The 20649-nt window shown below is 70.2% G+C and carries 20 protein-coding genes and 1 pseudogene; 11 read left to right on the plus strand and 10 right to left on the minus strand.

Translation table 11 applies throughout. The features are described 5' to 3' along the window. The 6 genes from AC3WLY_RS30200 to AC3WLY_RS30225 form a co-directional block, all read left to right on the plus strand. Positions 1-1337 (plus strand): TadA family conjugal transfer-associated ATPase (locus AC3WLY_RS30200; RefSeq protein WP_492332741.1); only part of this gene is annotated, 1337 nt, incomplete at its 5' end. Continuing rightward, entirely contained in the window at positions 1334-2311 is a 978-nt protein-coding gene (locus AC3WLY_RS30205; RefSeq protein WP_492309349.1) for a type II secretion system F family protein, read from the plus strand. The genes AC3WLY_RS30200 and AC3WLY_RS30205, both read left to right, overlap by 4 nt. Continuing rightward, the gene (locus AC3WLY_RS30210; RefSeq protein WP_175958788.1) at positions 2308-3252 is read left to right on the plus strand and encodes a type II secretion system F family protein; all 945 of its coding nucleotides are present in this window, start codon (positions 2308-2310) and stop codon (positions 3250-3252) included. Before AC3WLY_RS30205 ends, AC3WLY_RS30210 begins: the two co-directional genes overlap by 4 nt. Beyond that, positions 3249-4109, plus strand: coding sequence for a tetratricopeptide repeat protein (locus AC3WLY_RS30215; RefSeq protein ID WP_492309350.1), 861 nt, complete (start codon positions 3249-3251; stop codon positions 4107-4109). The genes AC3WLY_RS30210 and AC3WLY_RS30215 overlap by 4 nt, the downstream gene beginning before the upstream one ends. After that, positions 4106-4534: a TadE/TadG family type IV pilus assembly protein gene (locus AC3WLY_RS30220; protein WP_310140261.1), complete on the plus strand. Its 429-nt coding sequence runs from the start codon at positions 4106-4108 to the stop codon at positions 4532-4534. Before AC3WLY_RS30215 ends, AC3WLY_RS30220 begins: the two co-directional genes overlap by 4 nt. After that, complete coding sequence (locus AC3WLY_RS30225; RefSeq protein WP_175958791.1) at positions 4527-5567, plus strand: TadG family pilus assembly protein; 1041 nt, start codon at positions 4527-4529, stop codon at positions 5565-5567. Before AC3WLY_RS30220 ends, AC3WLY_RS30225 begins: the two co-directional genes overlap by 8 nt. Here AC3WLY_RS30225 and AC3WLY_RS30230 read toward each other — a convergent pair. Both AC3WLY_RS30230 and AC3WLY_RS30235 read right to left on the minus strand, forming a co-directional pair. Continuing rightward, on the minus strand, positions 5531-6793 hold the full coding sequence (locus AC3WLY_RS30230; protein ID WP_492309351.1) for a glycosyltransferase family 87 protein: 1263 nt from the start codon (positions 6791-6793) through the stop codon (positions 5531-5533). The two genes, AC3WLY_RS30225 and AC3WLY_RS30230, sit on opposite strands and share 37 nt — an antisense overlap. 14 nt (positions 6794-6807) lie before the next feature. Continuing rightward, a complete protein-coding gene (locus AC3WLY_RS30235; RefSeq protein ID WP_492309352.1) occupies positions 6808-7884 on the minus strand; it encodes a glycosyltransferase family 2 protein in 1077 nt (358 codons plus the stop codon). Between the two features lie 181 nt (positions 7885-8065). On the opposite strand from AC3WLY_RS30235, the pseudogene AC3WLY_RS30240 reads away from it, so the two are divergent. Continuing rightward, positions 8066-8293 (plus strand): annotated as a pseudogene (locus AC3WLY_RS30240) (phage protein NinX family protein); the annotation flags it as partial. A 51-nt stretch (positions 8294-8344) separates the two neighbouring features. Here the strand turns inward: AC3WLY_RS30240 and AC3WLY_RS30245 are convergent. After that, complete coding sequence (locus AC3WLY_RS30245) at positions 8345-9334, minus strand: ABC transporter substrate-binding protein (protein ID WP_492309353.1); 990 nt, start codon at positions 9332-9334, stop codon at positions 8345-8347. 155 nt (positions 9335-9489) lie between these two features. Next, complete coding sequence (locus AC3WLY_RS30250) at positions 9490-10368, minus strand: LysR family transcriptional regulator (protein WP_492309354.1); 879 nt, start codon at positions 10366-10368, stop codon at positions 9490-9492. A gap of 100 nt (positions 10369-10468) precedes the next feature. On the opposite strand from AC3WLY_RS30250, the gene AC3WLY_RS30255 reads away from it, so the two are divergent. Beyond that, on the plus strand, positions 10469-12031 hold the full coding sequence (locus AC3WLY_RS30255; protein ID WP_175958796.1) for an MFS transporter: 1563 nt from the start codon (positions 10469-10471) through the stop codon (positions 12029-12031). On the opposite strand, the gene AC3WLY_RS30260 is transcribed toward AC3WLY_RS30255, so the two are convergent. The 3 genes from AC3WLY_RS30260 to AC3WLY_RS30270 form a co-directional block, all read right to left on the minus strand. Beyond that, a complete protein-coding gene (locus tag AC3WLY_RS30260; protein WP_492309355.1) occupies positions 11984-12292 on the minus strand; it encodes a DUF1090 family protein in 309 nt (102 codons plus the stop codon). The genes AC3WLY_RS30255 and AC3WLY_RS30260 overlap by 48 nt on opposite strands. After that, on the minus strand, positions 12232-13380 hold the full coding sequence (locus tag AC3WLY_RS30265; protein WP_492309356.1) for a LysR family transcriptional regulator: 1149 nt from the start codon (positions 13378-13380) through the stop codon (positions 12232-12234). Before AC3WLY_RS30265 ends, AC3WLY_RS30260 begins: the two co-directional genes overlap by 61 nt. A gap of 67 nt (positions 13381-13447) precedes the next feature. After that, positions 13448-13603 carry a hypothetical protein gene (locus AC3WLY_RS30270; RefSeq protein ID WP_492309357.1) on the minus strand — a complete coding sequence of 52 codons (156 nt, stop codon included), beginning with the start codon at positions 13601-13603 and terminating at the stop codon, positions 13448-13450. A 231-nt stretch (positions 13604-13834) separates the two neighbouring features. Between AC3WLY_RS30270 and AC3WLY_RS30275 the strand changes: the two genes are divergently transcribed. Beyond that, positions 13835-14086, plus strand: coding sequence for a hypothetical protein (locus AC3WLY_RS30275; RefSeq protein ID WP_175958798.1), 252 nt, complete (start codon positions 13835-13837; stop codon positions 14084-14086). A 208-nt stretch (positions 14087-14294) separates the two neighbouring features. Then, positions 14295-14849 (plus strand): DUF3005 domain-containing protein, encoded by a 555-nt coding sequence (locus AC3WLY_RS30280; protein WP_492309358.1) that lies wholly within the window; start codon positions 14295-14297, stop codon positions 14847-14849. Positions 14850-14915: 66 nt separating this feature from the next. On the opposite strand, the gene AC3WLY_RS30285 is transcribed toward AC3WLY_RS30280, so the two are convergent. Further along, complete coding sequence (locus AC3WLY_RS30285; protein ID WP_492309359.1) at positions 14916-15680, minus strand: DUF4397 domain-containing protein; 765 nt, start codon at positions 15678-15680, stop codon at positions 14916-14918. A gap of 273 nt (positions 15681-15953) precedes the next feature. Beyond that, positions 15954-17261: an MFS transporter gene (locus AC3WLY_RS30290; RefSeq protein ID WP_175958801.1), complete on the minus strand. Its 1308-nt coding sequence runs from the start codon at positions 17259-17261 to the stop codon at positions 15954-15956. Positions 17262-17793: 532 nt separating this feature from the next. On the opposite strand from AC3WLY_RS30290, the gene AC3WLY_RS30295 reads away from it, so the two are divergent. After that, positions 17794-18240, plus strand: a complete 447-nt coding sequence (locus AC3WLY_RS30295) for a MarR family winged helix-turn-helix transcriptional regulator (RefSeq protein ID WP_096474695.1) — start codon at positions 17794-17796, stop codon at positions 18238-18240. Positions 18241-18265: 25 nt separating this feature from the next. On the opposite strand, the gene AC3WLY_RS30300 is transcribed toward AC3WLY_RS30295, so the two are convergent. Beyond that, positions 18266-20551 carry a xanthine dehydrogenase family protein molybdopterin-binding subunit gene (locus AC3WLY_RS30300; RefSeq protein ID WP_492309360.1) on the minus strand — a complete coding sequence of 762 codons (2286 nt, stop codon included), beginning with the start codon at positions 20549-20551 and terminating at the stop codon, positions 18266-18268. Positions 20552-20649 lie beyond the last annotated feature (98 nt).

Consider the following 20649-nt stretch of genomic DNA (forward strand, 5'->3'; position numbering starts at 1 on the left):
CGCCGGCGCCGGCGGTCGCGTCCGCGCCCGCGCCGCCGCCAACCCGCACGCCCGCGGCCGCCGACACCCACGAGGCGCTGATCCGCTCCGGCAAGTTCGACGCGATCCGCACCGCGGTGTTTGCGTCGATGAACATGTCGGCGGCGCTGATGAAGACGCGCGACGAAGTGCGCGCGGGCATCGAGCAGGTGGCGGCGCACACGGTCGAGCGCGAGCGCCTGAAGATCACGGCCGGCGAGCAGGTGCTGATCGTCGACGCGATCCTGAACGACATGTTCGGCGTCGGCCCGATCGAGCCGCTGCTCGCCGACGAGACGGTCACCGACATCCTCGTCAACGGGCCCGACCAGGTCTACGTCGAGCGCGCGGGCCGGCTCGAGCTCACGTCGCTGAAATTTCGCGACGACGCGCACGTGACGAGCGTCGCGCAGCGGATCGCGGCGGCGGTGGGCCGGCGCGTCGACGAGAGCAGCCCGATGGTCGACGCGCGCCTCGCCGACGGCAGCCGCGTGAACGTCGTGCTGCCGCCGATCGCGATGCGCGGCCCGTCGATCTCGATCCGCAAGTTCGCGAAGCGCGACATCACGCTCGCGCGGATGGTGCATCAGGGCAACATCTCGCATCCGATGCTGCAGGTGCTGAAGGTGGCGTGTTTGTGCCGGCTGAACATCGTGATCTCGGGCGGCACCGGCTCGGGCAAGACGACGCTGCTCAACGCGTTGTCGCAGCACATCGAGCAGCACGAACGGATCGTGACGATCGAGGACGCCGCCGAGCTGCAACTGCAGCAGCCGCACGTCGTCAGCCTCGAAACGCGGCCGGAGAATACCGAGGGGCTCGGTGGAATCTCGCAGCGCGACCTCGTGCGCAACGCGCTGCGGATGCGGCCCGATCGCATCATCCTCGGCGAGATTCGCGGCCCGGAGGCGTTCGACGTGCTGCAGGCGATGAACACCGGCCACGACGGCTCGATGACGACGATCCACGCGAACTCGCCGCGCGACGCGATCAGCCGGCTCGAGAGCATGGTCATGATGGCGAACGCGAACCTGCAGCTGCTGTCGATCCGGCGCCAGATCGCCAGCGCCGTGCACCTGTTCGTGCAGGTCGAGCGGATGCGCGACGGCGTGCGGCGCGTTACGCGGATCACCGAGATCGTCGGGATGGAGGGCGAGGTGGTCATCACGCAGGACCTGTTCGCGTTCCGCCAGGAAGGCGACACGACGCGCGACGCGGTCAAGGGCGTGTTCGACGCGTCGTCGCTGCGGCCGGCATTCGCGCCGCGCGCCGCATATTACGGCGTCGAGGACGCGCTCGCCGAGGTGTTCCGCCAATGAGGGCCGCCGACCTGTTCGCGTTAGGCGCGTTCGTCGTGATCCTCGCGATCGGGCTCGCGCTGTCGTCGCTGCTCGATCGCGCGCGCCGCACGCCGGCGCAGCGCATTCGCGAGCGGATGCGGCACCTGTCGCCGTTGCTCGCGGGCCGCGATGCGGGCGCGTCCGCCGGCTCCGGCGTCGCGCTGTTCAACCTCGAACGCCGGCAGGGCCGCGCGCGCACGTGGCTGCGGCGCCACCTGACGCGCGTGCGCGCGGTCGGCGGCGAAGGCGGCGTGCGGATCGTCGTGGCCAGCACGATCGCCGGCGCAATCGCGGCGATCGTCGCGGTGAAGCTGATCGGGCCGCCGGACATCCTGCGTCCGCTGATCTGCATCGGGCTGCCGCTGCTCGCGATGCGCGCCAGCTACCGCTCGCTGGTCGAGCGCTTCCGGATCCGTTTTCTCGAAGCATTCCCGGACGCGATCGACCTGATCGTGCGGGCCGTGCGCGCGGGCATTCCGGTCACGCAGGCGATCAGCACGGTCGGCGACGGCGCGGCCGAGCCGGTGCGCTCGACGTTCCGCACGATGGGCGACAGCCTGCGGGTCGGCGCGGATCTCAAGGACGTGCTCACGCAGGCGGCGGACCGGCTGATGATCGCGGACTTCTCGTTCTTCACCGTCTACCTGCTGCTGCAGCGCGAAACCGGCGGCAGCCTCGGCGAGACGCTCGACGAATTGTCGAGCATCATCCGCACGCGCCGCGACATCCGCCTGAAGACCCGCGCGCTGACCGCCGAAGGGCGGATCACGACGAAGATCATTTCGGCGGTGCCGTTCGTGATGATCGGCGCGCTGTTCCTCGTGAACCGCCCATATGTAATGCTGCTGTTCACGACGCACGCCGGCAACACGATGCTGACGATCGCCGCCGGGCTGCTGACGGTCGGGCTGCTGGCGATCCGCAAGATCTCGAGACTGGATACCGCGCGATGACGATGTCGATGCTGGCCGCCCGCGGCCTCGAACTGCTGCTGTTGCTCGCCTGCGTCGGCGTGGCGCTCGTCACGCCCGGCGGCGGCACGCGCCGGCGCATCGCCATGCGCGTGCAGCAGGCGGCCGGGCAGCGCGCGCCGTCGCTCGCGGCGGGGCGGCTGCAGCCGGGCGAGGTCCGCCAGGGCCTGACGCGCCGGCTCGCGCAGCTCGGCGAGCGGCTGCCGGTGCTCGACCCGATGCAGCGCGTGAAGCTCGGCCTGCAATTGGCGCGCGCGGGCTTTCGCGACCGCCGCGCGGTGTCGTCGATGATCGGCATCAAGCTGAGCTGCGGCGTGCTGTTCGCGGGCGTCGCCATCGTGTTCAGCCCGTACATTCCACGGCTCGGCGAATACTTCGTGATCCGCGCGCTGGCGATGGTCGCTGCGTTCGTGATCGGCGTGATCGTGCCCGAGTACGTGCTCGGCGCGATGATCCGGCGGCGGCGGCGGATCATCGCCGCGTGCTTTCCGGACGCGCTCGACCTGCTCGTGATCTGCACGATGGCCGGCAACAGTCTCGCTTCGGGCATCCGGCGCGTCGCGCACGAACTGGCGCGCATCTGCCCGCCGCTCGCCGACGAGCTGACGGTGTGCGCGGACGAACTCACGCTGAGCGGCAACGTATCCGCGACGCTCACGCATTTCGCGACGCGCGTCGATTTCGCGTCGGCGCGCTCGCTCGCGACGACGCTCACGCAGTCGCAGCGGTTCGGCACGCCGATCACGCAGTCGCTGCGGACCCTGTCGCGCAGCGAGCGCACCGAGCAGATCGTCGCGCTCGAGGAAAAGGCCGCGAAGCTCGCGCCGAAGATCACGCTGCCGATGATGCTGTTCATCCTGCCGACGGTCGGCCTGATCGCGGCGGGCCCGGCGGCGATCCGCCTGCTCGAGGTATTCAAATGACACGATCCGTCGTACGCATGTTCGCGCTCGCGGCCGTGCTGCCGGTGCTGGCCGGCGGCTGCGGCGCGCCGGGCGTCCAGACGCGGCCGGTGCTGTCCCACAAGAGCGACGACCCGCAGGCCGAACTGCGCATCGCGGACAGCGCGCTCGCGGGCGGCAACGTCGATCTCGCGTCGACGCTGTACGAGAAGGTGCTCGCGAAGCATCCCGATTCGCTCGCGGCGCGGCTGGGGCTCGGCGACGTCAACTATCGCACCGGCAACCTGGAGCGCGCGCGGATCCTCTACGACGAAGCGCAGCGGCAGTCGCCCGCGGAGCTCGGCCCGCGGCTCGGGCTCGCGCGCGTCGCGTTGCGGCAGCGCCGGCTCGACGAAGCCGCGCTGCGCTATCGCGACCTGCTGGCCGCGCAGCCGAACCATCCGCTCGCGGCGGAAGGGCTCGGCACCGTGCTCGACCTGCAGGGGCGCCATGCGGATGCGCAGGCCGTGTATCGCGACGCGCTGCGCGCGCACCCGGACGCGCAGGGGCTGCGCATCGACCTCGGGCTGTCGCTCGTGCTGAGCAACCGGCCGCGCGAGGGCGTGAACGTGCTGCTCGACGTCGCGGGGCTGCCCGATGCGCCGTGGCAGGCGCGCCAGAACCTCGCGTTCGCGTATGGCGTGCTCGGCAACACCGATTCGGCGAAGAAGCTGCTGTCCGCGGACCTGCCCGCGTCGGCGGTGGCCGACAACCTGCGCTTCTACCAGGCGGTGCGCGCGCGGCTCGCGTCGCGCGGGGCTGCCGGCGGCGCGCCGCCGCTGTCGGGCGCGGCGCTGGAGTCGGGCGTCGCGCCGCCGGGAGCGGGGGCCGCAAAATGACACGCGGGGCGACGGGCGCCCGCCGCGCGCGCGGCGTCGTGTCCCTCGAGTTCGTGCTGATGCTGCCGTTCCTGCTGATGGTGCTGATCGGGATCATCGACACGAGCCTGATCCTGTGCGACAAGGCCGTCATCACGAACGCGAGCCGCGAGGCCGCGCGCGCCGGCGTCATGCTGCGCGTGCCGATGCTGACCACGACGCAGATCGCCAACGTCGCGCAGACCTACATGCAGAACAGCTTGATCACCGGCGGCACACCGACGACGCCGGCCGTGACCGTGACCCAGGCGAACGGCACGACGTCGGGCACCGCGCTGACGGTGACGGTGACCTACACGTATTCGGGGCTGGTGCTGGGTTCCGCGTTCAGCGCGCTGACCGGCCCGGTGACGGTCTCGGCCACCTCGGTGATGCTTTATGAATGACGCGGGCGACACGCGCGCTCCCGGCCCCGCGCGGCAGCGCGGCTCGATCGCGCTGTTCTTCCTGCTGTTCCTGATTCCGCTGCTGTCGTTCGGCGCGCTGGCGATCGACGTCGCGTGGGTGGCCACGGTGCGCAACCAGTTGCAGAACGCCGCCGACGCGGCCGCGCTCGCGGGGGCCGACGCGATGATGTCGCCGAGCGGCGGCGCGCTGAACTGGTCGCAGGCCGCGCCGGCGGCAAACGGCGTGATCGCGCAGAACTCGGCGGCCGGCGCCGCGCTGTCGACCGGCACGGTGACCACCGGCTACTGGAACGTGACGCGCAGCCCCGCATCCATGCAGGCGACGACCATCACGCCCGGCGCGTACGACGTGCCGGCCGTGCAGGTCACCGTGACGCGCGCGCCGGGCGTGAACGGCGGCTCGATTCCGCTGCTGCTCGGCGGGCTGCTGGGGATTCCCGGCGCGTCCGGCAGCGCGACCGCGGTGGCGGTGCTGGCCGCGCCGGGCGGGGTGGCGGCCGGCGGACTGTTTCCGGTCGCGATCGACCAGTGCGTGTACAACCAGTACTGGAACGCGGCGACCAACCAGCCGCTGATCAATCCGCTGACGGGCCAGCCATACGAGTTCTCGATCACGAACGGCCAGACGTACGGCACGCTGTGCATGGGCGGGCAGTGGACGTCGTTCCAGTCGACGGCGACCGACACGACGACGATGGGCGGGCTGATGGTGACCGGCAACCCGACGACGCTCAATATCGGCGACAGCATCTACCTCGCGACCGGCGTGAAGGCGACGCTCTACACGTCGGTGCCGATCGGCACGACCGTGGTGCTGCCGGTCGTCACGCAGACGTCGACCAGCACCTACGTGCCGATCGTCGCGTTCGCGGCGTTCCACATCGACGTGTCGCTCGGGGGCACGTACAAGTACATCCAGGGCCACTTCGTCGCCGGCGTGAAGATGACCGGCGTCGCGACCGGCGTCGGGCCGTACTACGGCGTGTACGTGCCGCCGCGGCTCGCGCTGTGAGCGCCGGACCGCGCGCGGCGCAGCAGCGCGAGGAGGGCGGCGAGCGTCACGGCCGGGCCGATCTGCGGCAGCTGCAGCCACGGGTTCAGGTATTCGTAGAGCGGCAGCGCCCACATCAGCGCGATCGTGGCCTGCTCGCCGCGCAGCCAGCCGTCGCGCCAGCCGGTCGCCAGCATGCAGGCGATCGCGACGCCGAGCCACGCGAGCTCGTAATGCCACACGTACGGGTTCGCCGCGAGCGTCGCGGCCGCCAGCACCGCCGCGCGCACGCGGGTGTCGCGCGAGCGCGCCCACACGATGCATGCGGCCGCGATCGCGGTCGCCGCGACGCAGGCGTGCGCGGCATACGCGGCGCCGAGCGGCAGGCCGGCGAGGCGAAACGCCGCGAACGGCGTCGGCGACGCGAACCAGAACATCACGCCATGCTCGAGAATGAGCGCCCGCGCGAGCCCCGTGTTGGCGACGAACAGGCGCAGCGACTCGACGCCGCATACCAGCACGCTCAACGCGCCTAACGCGGCGGTGGCGAGCGCGGCCCATGCGATCGTGCGCCACGCGCGCGCGGCGACCAGCACGAACGGGAACAGCAGCGCCATCTGCGGCTTGACCGACAGCAGGCCGATGCAGAGGCCGGCCCACATCGGCCGCCGGTCGGCCCAGTAGACGGCCAGCGCCGCGCACGAAGCGGTCAGGAACGCGTTCTGCCCGAGCATCGCGGTGACGAACACGCACGGGGCGCCGACCAGCGCGAACGCGCCGACGCGCCGCACGCCGGGCGTCGCGCCGAGGCCCGACACACGCCACGCAGCGAATCCGAACACGACGATGCCGAACGCGACGAACAGCGGATAGCCGATCGCAAAGGGCAGCAGTGCGAACGGCGTCACGAGCAGCAGGTAGGTGGGCGGGTACAGCCAGGCGACGAGGCCTTCGCTGCGGAAATACGGGAACAGCGCGGCCGCCAGCCGCGAGAAGGTCGGGAAATCGTACGCCTGCCATGGCGCGCCGTGCAGCATCACGTACGACGCCGACCAGAACACCGAGTAGTCCGCACCCGGGCTCGCGATGGCGGTGCCGGGCGTGTAGCGGATCACGTACGCCCAGATCGCCAGGAACAGCGCGTGGAACACGAGCACGAACGCGCTGTACGCGACGACGCGTCGGGGCGTCAGCCACGCGCGGACGGGGCGCTGCGCCGAGCGCATCGATTGCCGGGGAATGTCCATGCGCCGCGTGCCGGTTACTTGACGGAGATTTTCCTGGCGGCGTGGCCGGCGCCCGCGGGTGTCGCCGGCCGGCGGTGGGCCGCATGCGCGCGCTTGAGCGGGAACTGCAGCAGTTTCGACGCCGGATGCGCGGCGGCGTCCCGTTCGGCGCGGTAGCGCCACCGCACCAGATAGACCGGGCGCTGCTTCGACTCGTGATAGATGCGGCCGAGGTATTCGCCGATCACGCCGATGCCGACCAGCTGGATGCCGCCGATGAACAGCACGACGGAAATCAGCGACGCGTAGCCATGCACCGGGTTGCCGAGCAGCAGCGTGCGCACGACGATGAACGCGCCGTAGACGAGCGCGAGCATCGCGAACGTGAGGCCGACGTAGGTCCACACGCGCAGCGGCACCGTGCTGAAGCTCGTGATGCCTTCGAGCGCGAAGTTCCAGCGCTTCCATCCGGAGAACTTCGACCGGCCGCCGCTGCGCGGCGCGCGCGTGTATTCGACGATCGCGGTGCGAAAGCCGACCCACGCGAACAGGCCTTTCATGAAGCGTCGCCGCTCGGGCAGCGCGCGCAGCGCGTCGACGACCTGACGGTCCATCAGCCGGAAATCGCCGACGTTCTCCGGCATCTCGACTTCGGAGAGCCGGTTGTGCACGCGGTAGTAGAGCGCGGCCGCCGCGCGCTGCAGGTATGGGTCGCACATCCGGTCGGTGCGCTTCGCGGCAACGACCTCGGCGCCCGCGAGCCAGCGCTCGATCATCGCGGGGATCAACGCGGGCGGGTCCTGCAGGTCGGCGTCGATCAGGATTACCGCGGCGCCGGCCGCTTCGTCGAGGCCGGCGGTGAGCGCGGCCTCCTTGCCGAAGCGGCGCGTGAGATCGACGACGCGCACGCGCGGATCGCCGGCCATGACCTCGAGCAGCCGGTCGAGCGTGCGATCGCGGCTGCCGTCGTTGATGCAGACGATCTCGAAGCGGACCGTGTCGAGCGACTCGAGGACGGGCAGCGTTTCGGCAAAGAATGCGTCGATCGTTTCGTCTTCGTCGTGAAACGGCACGACGAGCGAGACCAGCGGCTTTCTGGCGTGCGTGGGCATGCGTCCCCCGAGAGATCCGGCCTGCGCTGCACCGTATGGATCCGGTTATCGTCCACCGCAGGCCGGACGACAGGCGTTACGATCATTGTAGGCAGAAATCGGCGATTCGTAATACCGATGCGCGGGTTGCGCGGCGGGCTGTTGCGCCGTCGGCGGCGCATGCCGGGCGATCCGCGAGACGGACGGCGGCCAGCTCGTCGAGCGGCTGCCGTTCGCCGCGTTCGAGCGCGACGGCGGGCGCGGCGCGTGGCGGGCCGTGCTGCATCGCGCGGTGCCGGCCGCGGGCGGGCGCTGCACGTTCAACCAGTCGGGGCCGACGCTGCTGATCGCCGCGATGCGCACGCTCGTCGCGTCGACCTTCGGCGACGACGTGCCGGATCTCGACATGTCGAAACCGTGCCGAGCGTAGCCCGTCGCGTTGCAGCGCCCGGCGCTCGTTGCTTTCGGCGCCTCCTGCCTTCTATCCGGCGGACAGATTCCGGATCGCGATCGACGCGACATCGACGCGTCGCGGCAGGATCGCATCCGCCGCCGCGCGATCGGCCACGCGCTGCAGCACGTCGATGTCGGCGCCGCTGAGGCTGCGCTGCGCGAGCGCCGCCCGGCGCGCGATGTCGGCGGCCGCGTCGGGCGGCAGGCGCGTCAGCGACGCATAGACGGTCGCGTAGTCGGCCGGGTGCGCGAGCGCCCATTGGCCCGCACGGGTCAGCCGTGCGAGCACGTCCGCGAGCGCCGCGCGCTTCGCGCGGTCGTCGAGGGTGTCGACCGGCGACGTGAGGAACGCGAGCCCCGAATTGATGCCGCTGCCGTCGCGGACGATGCGCGCGCCGCGTCGTACCGCATGGCCGTAGTACGGGTCGAAGGTCGCCCAGATGCCGATCCGCCTGGCTTCGAACGCGGCGAACGCATCGACGGGCAGCACGAAACGCACGTCGACGTCGCGCGGCGCGAGGCCGTGTTCGCGCAGCGCGCCATACAGCTGATATTGCGAGATGCTGCCGCGCGCGGACGACACGACGACGGTTTGCCCTTTCAGGTCGGCGACGGTGCGGACCGGCGAGTCGGGCTGCACGACGATGCCGAGCGACGCCGGCGAGCCGACGCGCGACGCGACGATCCGCAGCGACGGATCGCCGAGCGCGGCCGTCAGCACGGGCAGGTCGCCGGCCGGCGCGAGATCGATCGCGCCCGCGCGCTGTGCCTCGAACAGCGGCGCGGCGCCCTGGAAATTGGCCCAGCGGAACCGGTACGGCGTGTCGTCGAGCACGTGTGCGGCTTCGGCCAGCGCGCGCAGGCCGCCGGCCTGGTCGCCGAGCACGAGCGTGACGCCCGACAGGTCGGCGCCGGCCGCGCGGGCGGGCAGTGCGATGCTGCCGGCGAGCGGCGCGGCGGCGAAGGCGGCAAGACACTGCAGCACGCGGCGGCGTGCCGTGGCGGAAGAGGGGTTCATCGGCGGCATATCCTCGGTGATCCGCGCGCGTGCGGCGCGGCTGCCGGGCAGGTTACGGAATCGGTTTCCGGCCGACAAACATCGAATAGTGAAATGCATATTCGCGCGGCGACGGCCGGGGCGGCCGATCGCGACGCCCGGCGCGCGCGGGCCGCTTATGCGGCCGACGAAACCGTGCGCAGGAACGCCCGCACCGCCGGCGCCTTTTCGAACCGCCGGTGCGCGAGCGCGAGTTCCGACATGATCGGCTTGCCGGCGATCGGCCGGTACACGACGCCCGGCAGCGACACGCAACCGGCCAGCGCATCGGGAATCACGGCGACCCAGCCGTTCACGGACACGCACGCGAGCACTGCGAGCAAGCCGCCCGGCCGCGCGGCGATCACCGGCGCGAAGCGGCCGCGGCGTGCGACTTCGAGCGTGCCGCGCTCCTGTTCCGGTACCGCGAAGCGCGCGTCGGCGAGGTCGGCCGCGCGCACGGCCGCCATCGACGCATAGCGCGAATCGGCCGGCACGGCCGCGACGAACACGTCGCGCTGCAGCGTGACGATCCGCAGGCCGCCGGGCAGCGGCAGCGGCGGGCGCACGTACGCGAGGTCGAGCCGGCCCGCGTCGAGCTGGTTCGCGACATCGTCCATCGGCACTTCGCGCAGGTTCAGCTCGATGCGCGGGTGTGCGGCGCGGAACGCGCCGACCGTGCGCTGCAGCGTGCCCGAATAGACGGCGGACGATACGTAGCCGATCTCGATCCGGCCGAGTTCGCCGCGCTCGGCCAGCGCGGCGAGTTCGCGGCCGCGCTGCAGGTGCTCGAACGCGGCGCTCGCCTCGGCGAGATAGGCCTCGCCGGCCGCGCTCAGCGTGACCGCGCGGCGCGACCGGTGAAAGAGCCGCACGCCGAGCACGCGTTCGGCTTCCTGGACCTGCCGCGTGAGCGCGGGCGGCGCCATGTCGAGCGCGTCGGCCGCGCGGGCGAAATGCAGGTGCTGCGCGACGCTCAGGAATGCGCGCACGTGACGGAATTCGAGCCGGTCCATGATTGCAATTTTCGTCAATAAAATAGCATCGGAGTATCAATGACAGGCAATACCGGGCAAGCCTAGCATACGGCTCGTTCATCCTGCTCAGGAGTTGCCGATGTCCCAGTCCTCACCGGCGTCGCGCGCGACCGCCGCCGCGCACGCGGGCGCCCGCATGCCGGCCGCCGCGACGCTTGCCGTTGCGTCGGCGACCTGTTCGCTGATCGTGCTCGATACGAACGTCGTCGCCGTGTCGCTGCCGAGCATCGCGCGCAGTTTTCATGCGAGCTTCGCCGATATCGAATGGGTCGTCAGCGCGTACATGACCGCGTTCGCCGCTTGCCTGTTGCCGGCCGGCGGGCTCGCCGACCGTTTCGGGCGCAAGCGGATGCTGGGCGCGGGGCTCGCGCTCTTTTTTCTCGCGTCGCTCGGCTGCGGCATCGCGCCGTCGGCCGGCTGGCTGATCGCCGCGCGCGCGCTGAAGGGCGGCGGCGCCGCGCTGCTGCTGACGGCCGCGCTCGCGGTGATTGCGAATCGTTTTCCGGATGGCCGCGAACGGGCGCGCGCGTGGGCGATCTGGGGGATGTGCATGGGGATCGCGACGGCGATCGCGCCGCTCGTCGGCGGCGCGATCACGCAATGGATCGGCTGGCGCTGGGTGTTCCTGCTGAACCTGCCCGTCTGCGCGCTGCTGGCAGTGGGCGCGCGCGTCGCGATCGACGAATCGCGCGATCCGCACGCGAAACGCGTGGACGCCGCCGGCAGCCTGCTGTTCGGCGCAGCGCTCGCGTGCGCGATCGCGGCGCTGATCGGCGCACCGGCGCACGGCTGGCTGTCGGCCGCGACGCTCGGCCAACTCGCGCTCGCCGTCGCGCTGTTTGCCGCGTTCATCGGCGCCGAGCGCTGGCAGGCGCGGCCGATGATCGATCTCGCGCTGTTCCGCCAGCCGCGCTTCGTCGGCGCCGTGCTCGCGATGTTCGGCTATGCGGCGTGCGCACAGGTGATGATGACGTTCCTGCCGCTGTACCTGCAGAACGCGTTCGGGATGTCGGCGATCGACGCGGGCCTCGGGATGCTGCCGTTCGCGTTCGCGATGATCGCCGGGCCGTCGCTCGGCGCGGCGCTTGCCGCGCGCGCATCGTCCGGCGGCGTGCTGGCGGGCGGACTCGCGCTGATCGGCGCGGGCAACCTCGCGACCGCGGCGCTGACCGCCAGCGGCGACTACCGGCTCGTCGCGATCGGCATGTTCGTGACGGGTTGCGGCGCAGGGATCATGAACGGCGATACGCAGAAGGCGATCATGGCGTGCGTGCCGCCGGACCGCACGGGCATGGCGTCGGGCATCAGCACGACGACGCGCTTCTCGGCGATCGTGACGGCCGTCGGCGTGCTCGGCGCGGTGCTGGCGGCGAGCACGCATGCGCGGCTCGACCGGCTGCTGTCTGCCGCACCCGGCCTGCGCGCGTTCGCCGACGCGCCGTTCATGTCGAGCCTGCTGGCCGGCGATCTGGCGCAGGCGCTCGACCGCGTGCCGCCGTCGGCGGCCGGCGCGCTCGCACAGGCGGCGCCCGTCGCGTTCGCGAGCGGGTTTGCCGATGCGCTGACGGTGAGCGGCGTGCTCGCGCTCGTTACGTCAGTCGTTGCATACAAGTTGCTTGCGCAACCGATGCGCGATGCGTAGCGGGAAGGTAGGCATGTTTGATGATCTCGCGCCACGGTTGATGCCACATACGGCGCGCGCGAGCCGGCCCGCGTCCGTGCAATTCGCGCTGATTTTCTCCAGCGCCGCCTGCTGGTGCATTGCCTGCCGCGTATTGCCGTGCTGCTTCACGTAGTCGATCTGCGTCTGCAGCGCGGATGCGCGTCGCGCAATCCCGCGGTTCAGTGCGATTTCGTTGTGTGGCGCTGATGACGCGCGGCGCGTGCGACGAGCGGCCGGCACGAGGCGCGGCAGTGCGTTGCCTTGCGTGCTCGCGGCGGACGGAGCGGCTCCGGCGCGGGCGTCGCCGGTACGGTTGCGGCCGCAACCGCTGCAACCGCCGGCAGCGCGGCCTCGGCGTCGAGCCAGCCGCGCGTCGCTTCGGCGACCAGCCCGCGCAGCCAGCGCACGCCTTCGGCGCACGATCCCGATTCGTTCCACGTCATCCGGTATGCGATATCGGGCGGTTCGACCGGCAGCGCGACGGCGGCGAGCGGCAGCAGCTTCGCGTAGTGCCGTGCGAGCCGGTACGTGGTGGTCAGGATCATGTCGGAGCGCACGAGCGCATGCGCGGCGAGTTCGAAGTGCGGCAGCGTGACGACGATTCGCCGCTGCAGACCCACGCGTTCGAGCTGCCGATCGATCGCGCCGGACGCTTCGAGCCACGACGGCGTCGGGCACAGCTGCGGCGCTGCCGCGAAATCGGCGGTTGTCATCGCGCCGCGCCGCGCGAGCGGGTGCGTCGCGCGCATCAGGCATACGACGCGGTCGTCGAACAGGTCGTCCTGCCGGAACCGCGACGAGCGGGCCGGGCGATTGTCGATCACGACGTCGAGTTCGCCGTCGGCGAGTGCGCGCTCGTCGTCGAAGCCGTCGCCGAGCGGATGGAACACGAACTGCGCGTTCGGCGCGCGCTCGCGGAACAGCGCGACGAGCTTCGGCACGAACAGCACGTTCAGATAGTCGGGGCAGCCGATCCGGTAGGTGCGCACCGACGTGCGCGCGTCGAACGTCGGCTGCTGGATGCGGATGAAGTCGATCACGCGCAGCGCGTTGCGCAGCGGTTCGATCAGCCGCGCGCCGAACTCGGTCGGCACCATCCCGTAGCGGCTGCGCACGAGCAGCGGATCGCCGAGCAGCGTGCGCAGGCGCTTGAGCGCGGCGCTCGTCGCCGGCTGCGACATGTTCAGGCGCACGGCCGCACGCGACACGGTGCGCTCGGTCAGCAGCACGAGCAGGATGCGCATCAGCCGTGCATCCAGTACGTCGAGCACGTCCGTGGCGGCGGACGCGTCGCGGGGCAGGGCGTTCGGGTCTATTGGGTCCCGCATGCCGATACGCCTCCCGGCGGCACAGAGCCCGAGCGCGAGCGCGACGCGGCAGCCGGCCGGCAGCCCGTCATTTTGCGAAGGTTCCCGGCCAGCCGACGATCCGCTTCGGGCTCGGCGCGTGGTCGCGCGTGGCCGTGTCGATTCGATGCGAGGCGTCGTCCGCGCCGGGCACGAGGCCCGGGCGGTGAGTGGCTTCCAGTTGCACGCCGTTGTCTCCTTCCATGTGCGGGGCGCGAAACCGGCAGCGTGTACACGCTGCGCCGGCCGGCCGCCGTGGACCTTATGTCCCGGATTTGTTCGCGAGTATGGGTGGCCGGCGCGATGATGGGAAATTAAATATTCGGCTGGGCGTCATTTGAAAAATGAATGGAATGTTGTCGGCGGAAGCGGCCGGGCGCGGCATGCGAATTGCTCGTCAGCGGGTTCCATCCACATCGACATCAGCGGAGGTGTCATGCAGCGATATTCATTTCGTCATGTATCGCGAGCCGTCTTCGCCGGCATCCTGATCGCGGGCCTTGCGGCAGGCGCGGGTTGCCAGAAGAAGAGCGACAGCGGCGGGGCGAGTTCCGAGTCGAGCGCAACGAGCGGCATGTCGGCCGCGCCGTCCACCGCACCGTCGGGCATGCCGGGCAGCGGAGCGGCCGGAGGCGCCGCGAGCATGCCGGGCGCGGCTTCCGCGCCGGGCGGCGCGAGCGGCGGCTGACGGGCGGCTGAACGACTGGGCGGACGGCGCGCAAGCCGCGCGCAAGTGCGCCGTTCGCGGATCGAGTGCCGTGCGGGCTTCGCACGTGCGCCGGGTGGCGCGCGTGTGTGCGGCCGTGCGCATGAAAGATTTGCAAGGACCGTTGTAGCGATTCCAGGACCGGCGGCGCCGGCTCGAGCCGGCGCACGCCGGCCGGACAGGAGGTGCGATGCAGAATGCGGAATCGAACCCTGACCCGCAAAAGCAGCGGGAACAGATCGAGAAGAGCCCGGTAAAGACGCCGGCGGCCGGCGACATGCCCGACGCGGCGACCCAGGCCGCCGAGGTGGCGCGGCGCCCGCTGACGCCGGAGGCGGTCGCGGGGAAAATGCCGACCGGCCTGCCGCCGATCGACGTCGGCGCGCACGCGGTCGACAGCGTCGACCCCGTGCGGCGCGCGGCCGGCCGGATCGTCACGCTCGACAACGCGAACATGGCGATGACCGACAACACGGTCGACGTCGACGGCAAGGGCATGGAAGCGGCCGCGGGCGCATCGGAGTGGCACGACAACGTGATCCATTCGAATGCGTCGCTCGACGACGCGGTCGATACGCCCGACGAAGGGCTCGGCGGGATCGAGAGCCGCCCGTCCGGCAACCTGCCGCAGATCGCGACGCGGCCGGGCTGGCGCGTGCGCCATGTCGGCGATGTCGATATCGCTGTCGAGCACGGCACCGTTACGCGCGCCGAGCATGTGATCCGTCTCGAGCGGGTCGACTGACGCCGAGGCTGGAGATCATCCGGCGGCCGGCGCAACCGCACCGGCCACCGCGACCGTTTGGAGCCCTTACTGCGGGCCCAGTTCCTGTGCCGACGTATCGGCGTCGTTGCCCTGTGCAACGAGCACGTGAATGTCGTTCGGCGTCACGTCGCCGATCCCGCCCGACGGAATCGTCAAGAGCAGCCAGTCGGCGTTGTTGTTGATGGTGACCGGCGCGGTCTTGAGGATAGGTGCTTTGCTGCCGGCCGTCGTGACGATCACCTGATAACTGCCGCCATTGAGGTAGATCGAATCCTGCGTCGATGCCGGTACCGCGTTCTGGTAGGCCGCGCCCGCCAGCGTCGGGCTTTGCGTCGAGATGTCGGTGCCGGGCGGAACGACATATACGTCGACGTTCTGCGCGTTCGGCGACGCATTGAAGCTGCGCACGCGCGCCTTGTCCGACAGCAGGCCTTTGTTGTACGGATCGTCGATGACGGAAATCGCCGACGATTTGCTCGGCAGCGCGATCGTCGTGTAGTGATGGCCATTCGCCGCGCTGAACGATTGCGCGGCGATGGTCGTCGTCGTGCCCGAGATGTCGTAGCTCGCGGTCTGCGTGCCCGAGTCGATGTCGTGATAGCGCGTCACGCCCTTGTACGCGACGCCCGACTGGTCGATCTTCGCGTTCAGGTAGTAGTCGAGATTCGGCCCGGCCGGTACCGCGTTGATGAAGCGCGCCTGCGGCTTCGAGATGCCGAGTTCGGTGCCGACGTCGTTGCCGTCGCCGCCGCACGCTGCGAGCACGGAAATGACGGAGCACAGGGCCGCCAGTGTTCGTATTGATTTCATGTTGTCCTCTCGTTCAGGAAACCTGCTGGCGATGCGGGAACGCCGCGCTGGATCGCGCGGTGCGCAGCGCAGGTTGGGTGAAGGATGCTGTCCGCCGGGGAGGCGGGCGCGTGGATGGTGCAAGCGATGTGCCTGCGCGGTCGACGGAGGCGGGAAACCCGCGCCCGTGCGCGTGGGGTGGCGGCGCGGGCGCGAAACGAGGGGACGTGCGGCGAACGAGTCTGACGCGGGCGGGTGTAAAAAAGGCAGCGTTGCGGCAGGCGACGCGATGCGTCAGCGGTTCACGAGCTTTGCCGGATACGCGAGCGCGAGTGCGCAGCCGACCAGCATGCACGCGGCGAAGCCATATAGCCCCGCGCTTTGCGAATGAAACGTGTCGCGCAGCCAGCCGATGAAGTAGGTGCTGCCGAACCCGCCGAGGTTCGCGATCGAGCACGCGAACGCGATCCCGCCGGCCGCGGCGGAGCCCTTCAGGAACGTGGACGGCAACGCCCAGACGACTGGCATCGCGGCGGCCGCGCCCGCGTTGATCAGCGAAAACAGCAATACCGTTCCGAGCGTGCCGTGCGACGACGAGGCCGCGATCGCCAGCGCGACGGCCGACACCATGAACGGTACGACGATATGCCAGCGGCGTTCGCGCACACGATCCGAGCTCGCGCCGCAATACAGCGTGGCGAGCACGGCCGCGGCATTCGGGATCACCATCAGCCAGCCGATGTGATACGCGTCCTTCACGCCGGTGTCGCGCAGGATCGTCGGCAGCCAGAAGCTCACCGCATACAGGCCGAGCAGCACGCACAGGTCGATCAGGCCGAGCGCCCATACCTTCGGATCGGAGAAGGCCTTGCCGAGCGCGTGGCTCTTGTTGCCGGACGGATCGGCGTCGAGATTCGTGCGCAGCACCCGCTTTTCGTCCGCGTTCAGCCATTGCGCGGATTCGATGCCGTTGGGCAGCCAGCGCAGCACCGCGAAGCCGAGCAGCACAGACGGCAGCGCTTCGAGCAGGAACAGCCACTGCCAGCCGCCGAGCCCGTGCGTGCCGTCGAACGCGCGCATGATCCAGCCGGAGATCGGGCTGCCGATCATGCTCGACAGCGGCAGGCCGACCATGAACAGCGCGACGATCCGCGCGCGGCGCGCATCGGGATACCACTGCGTCAGGTACAGCAGCACGCCCGGCAGGAAGCCGGCTTCGGCGGCGCCGAGCAGGAAGCGCACGACGTAGAACTGCATCGGCGTGTGCACGAACATCGTCGCACCCGACAGCAGGCCCCACGTGATCATGATCCGCGCGATCCACAGCTTCGCGCCGACGCGCTGCAGCACCAGGTTGCTTGGGACTTCGAACAGGATGTAACCGGCGAAGAACAGGCCGGCGCCGAGCCCGTACACGGTATCGCTGAACTTCAGTGCATCGAGCATCTGGAGTTTCGCGAGCCCGATGTTGATGCGGTCGAGATAGGCCGCGAAGTAGCACAGGCAGAAGAGGGTGATCAGGCGCAGCGTGACCTTGCGATAGAGATTGCCGTGGAGCGCGTCGTCGGGGGAAGCGGCGGCGCTCGGGTGTGCGGTAGACATGGGATTGCCCCTGTTCGAATGTGACGGATGAATGGGTGGCCGATCGACGCGGGAGGACATTTCGCCGCGCACTGGAGCCTGTATATCACGGCAATTAAATAGCGTACACACTAGAAAATACCGAATCGCACAGGCATGAATCCGGCCGCTTGGAGGTAAGCGTTTGCGTGAGAAAAACCGTGCTTTTGATAGGGCTTTGGACGATCGAAAATGCGTGTGGAAATGGCCTGGGAGCGCGCGAAAGCGTGCACAAAATTCGTGCGTATGCGCTCAAAAGTGAAGTGTGTGCGCGAAAGCTTGTCGTAGCGCGCAAATGCACTTGAGGCAGCAGGCTCGGACGCACGGGGCGACCGTTCGGCGACGGCATCGGCCGGTGATCCGCCGCTGTCAGGCGATCGTCAGGCGCGATGCGTGCCGGGCGCCGCGAATCCTGATGTACCGCAATGAAGCGGCCGCGCGGACGCCGGCTGTGCCGAATTGAGGGTGTACACTGCTTGTCTTTCACTTGCATGCGGCACTGGCCTTCACTTTCATGGCGTCTTCCAAGGATTCCTACGACTTTCACGACCAGGTTGGACATCTGCTGCGCCGCGCGTATCAGCGGCACGTGTCGATCTTCCAGGAAGCGATCCCCGATTCGGATCTCACGGCCGCGCAGTTCGTGACACTGTGCGCGGTCAAGGAACGCCAGGCGTGCTCGCTGAACGACATCGTCAAGGCGACCGCGATCGACCAGGCGACGATCCGCGGCGTCGTCGAGCGCCTGAAGACACGCGCGCTGATCGAGGTGCTGCCCGACCCGAACGACGGCCGCAAGCTGATCGTGCGCGCGACCGCGACCGGGCTCGCGCTGATCGACCGCACGGTGCCGTTCGCGAGGCAGGTGACCGAGCGCACGTATGGCGCGCTCAATCCGGGCGAACGGGTCGCGCTGCAGTTCCTGCTGCGCAAGATGATGGAAGAAGACGGCGAAGCGTGATGCGCACGCGAGGCGCCGACCGGGTCTACGCCGCGCCGGCGGTTGCGGGCGCAGCGGCGTCGTCGGCGCTCATCAGCCGGCCGGCCTCGCGCAGCGCGGCGCGCACCGCTTCGGGCGTAAACGGCGGCGCGTAGAACCGCACGCCGGTCGCATCGAACAACGCGTTCGCGACCGCGGCAGGGCCCGGCACCGACGCCGATTCGCCCGCGCCGAGCGGCGGCTCGCCTTGTCTCGGCATCAGCACGACATCGACGTCCGGCACTTCCGCGAACGTCAGGATCGGATAGCTCGCCCATTCGCGCGACGCGACCTTGCCGTCCGCGAACCGCACGCGCTCCTTCAGCGTGCGGCTCAATACCTGGATCACGTTGCCGTGGATTTGATGGCGCACGCCATCCGGGTTGATCATCGTGCCGGTGTCCTGGCCGACCGTCACGCGTTCGATGCGTATCTCGCCCGACACGCGATCGACGCTCAGGTCGACGATCCATGCCGACCACGCCGCGCCGAAACCGGGAAAGCGGCTGTGCACGTAGCGCGCATACGCGACGCCGCGGCCGCGCGCGAGCCGCGCGCCATTGCGTTCGCGGTGCGTGTCCGTCGTGCGCGGCGTCCAGCCCGCGCGGTCGGCCAGGGCCTGCAGCAGTTCGGTCGCGCGCGTGTCCTGCAGATGGCGCAGCCGGAACGCGAGCGGATCGACGCCCGTCAACGCCGCGCATTCGTCGACGAACGCATCGTGCGCGAACGAGTTCGGCAACGCCGACACGCCGCGCAGCCACGACGCGCGCACGAGCGGCGCGAGATCCTCGCAGACGAAGCGGCGATGCGGGCTCGCGTACGGCGACACGGCCGTGCGGTCGCCCATCTCGAACACGCGCGGCTCGGGCGCGATCGCACCGGTCAGCAAGGCCGCGAGCAGCGGCGCGTCGTTCGACGGATAGCGCGTCGTGAAGTCGTAGCCGAGCAGGCGGCCGTCGCGCGTGACGGTGCCGGTCACCTGCATCAGCTGGCCCGCGCCTTTCGGTTCCCACAGATGTTCGTCCGCGCGCGACAGTTGCACGCGCACCGGGCGGCCGACCGCGCGCGACAGCAGCAGCGCGTCGCCGCACACGTCGTCCGCGCCGTTGCGGCCGTAGCAGCCGGCCGCTTCCATCCGCACGACGTCGAAATCGGCTTCGTCGCGCGCGACGAGCGTCGCGAGGTCGTAGCGCAGCGATACGGGATTTTGCGTGCCGGACCATACGGTGATCCGACCGTCGCCCGGTTCCCGGTAGTCGGCAAGCGCGCATGACGGGCCGATCGAGCCGTGCATCTGGAACGGCCACGCATAGGTGCGCGACAGCGTGATCGTGCCGGGCTGCGTGCGCGCCGCGTCGACATCGCCTTCGTCGAGCAGCACGCGGCGCCTGGCCGGCGCGGCGGCGATCGCGGCGGCCGGCTCGTCGAGCGGCGGCAGCGCGGCATGCGGCCGCCACGTCACGCGCAACTGGCGCGCCGCGCGGATCGCATGTTCCTCGCGTTCGGCAACCACGCCGACGAAATCGCCGATCGCGACGACGGCCACCAGCCCCGGCACGTCGGCGACCGACGCGCGATCGACGTCGACGAGCGAGGTGCCGACGAACGGGCCGCTGTCGTGGCCCGCATACGGCGGCCGCACGACACGGCCGTGCAGCATGCCCGGCACGCGCATGTCGTGCACGAACGTGAGCTCGCCGGTCGCCTTCGCGGGCAGGTCGACGCGCGGCGACGATTTGCCGACGATCCGGTACAGCGCGGGATCCTTCGTGAGGGTGTTCAGGTCCAGCGTCAGCGCGATGCGATGCGCGGCGACGAGCGCCGCGAACGTTGCCGTTTGTCCGTCCGCCGAAATGGTCCCGTCGTCGATAACCAGCCGCTCCACGTCGACACCGAACCGCTCGGCGGCGAGCGTCAGCAGCGCGTGGCGCGCCTGCGCGGCCGCGCAGCGCAGCGGCGTCGCGGAAATCTGGATCGTTGCGCTCGCGATGGTCGGGCCCTGATTCGGTGTCGCGGCCGTGTCGCCGAGCACCATCGTCACGCGCGCGGCCGGCACGTCGAGTTCCTCGGCGACGATCTGCGCGAGCGACGTGCGGATGCCGGTGCCGAGATCGACGTGTCCGTTGAACGCGAGGATGCGGCCATCGTCGAGAATCGCGACGAAGACTTCAGGCAGCGCCGGCACGTAGGACGACAGGCTGCCCGGCTGGCCGGGCGCCGGCTTGACGGGCGGCGCGGGCGGGCGGATCACGGTCAGGTAGCCGTCGCGCACGAGCAATTCGGAACGGTTCACGGGGAAGGGGTCCTGTCGGCAGCGGCGCGGCCGGCGACGGTTGTGTCGGAGAGGGTTCGGGCGGCGCGCGTCAGGCCAATCTAGGCCGCCAAAAGCGC

This window comes from Burkholderia sp. FW306-1C-G01B (assembly GCF_058781685.1).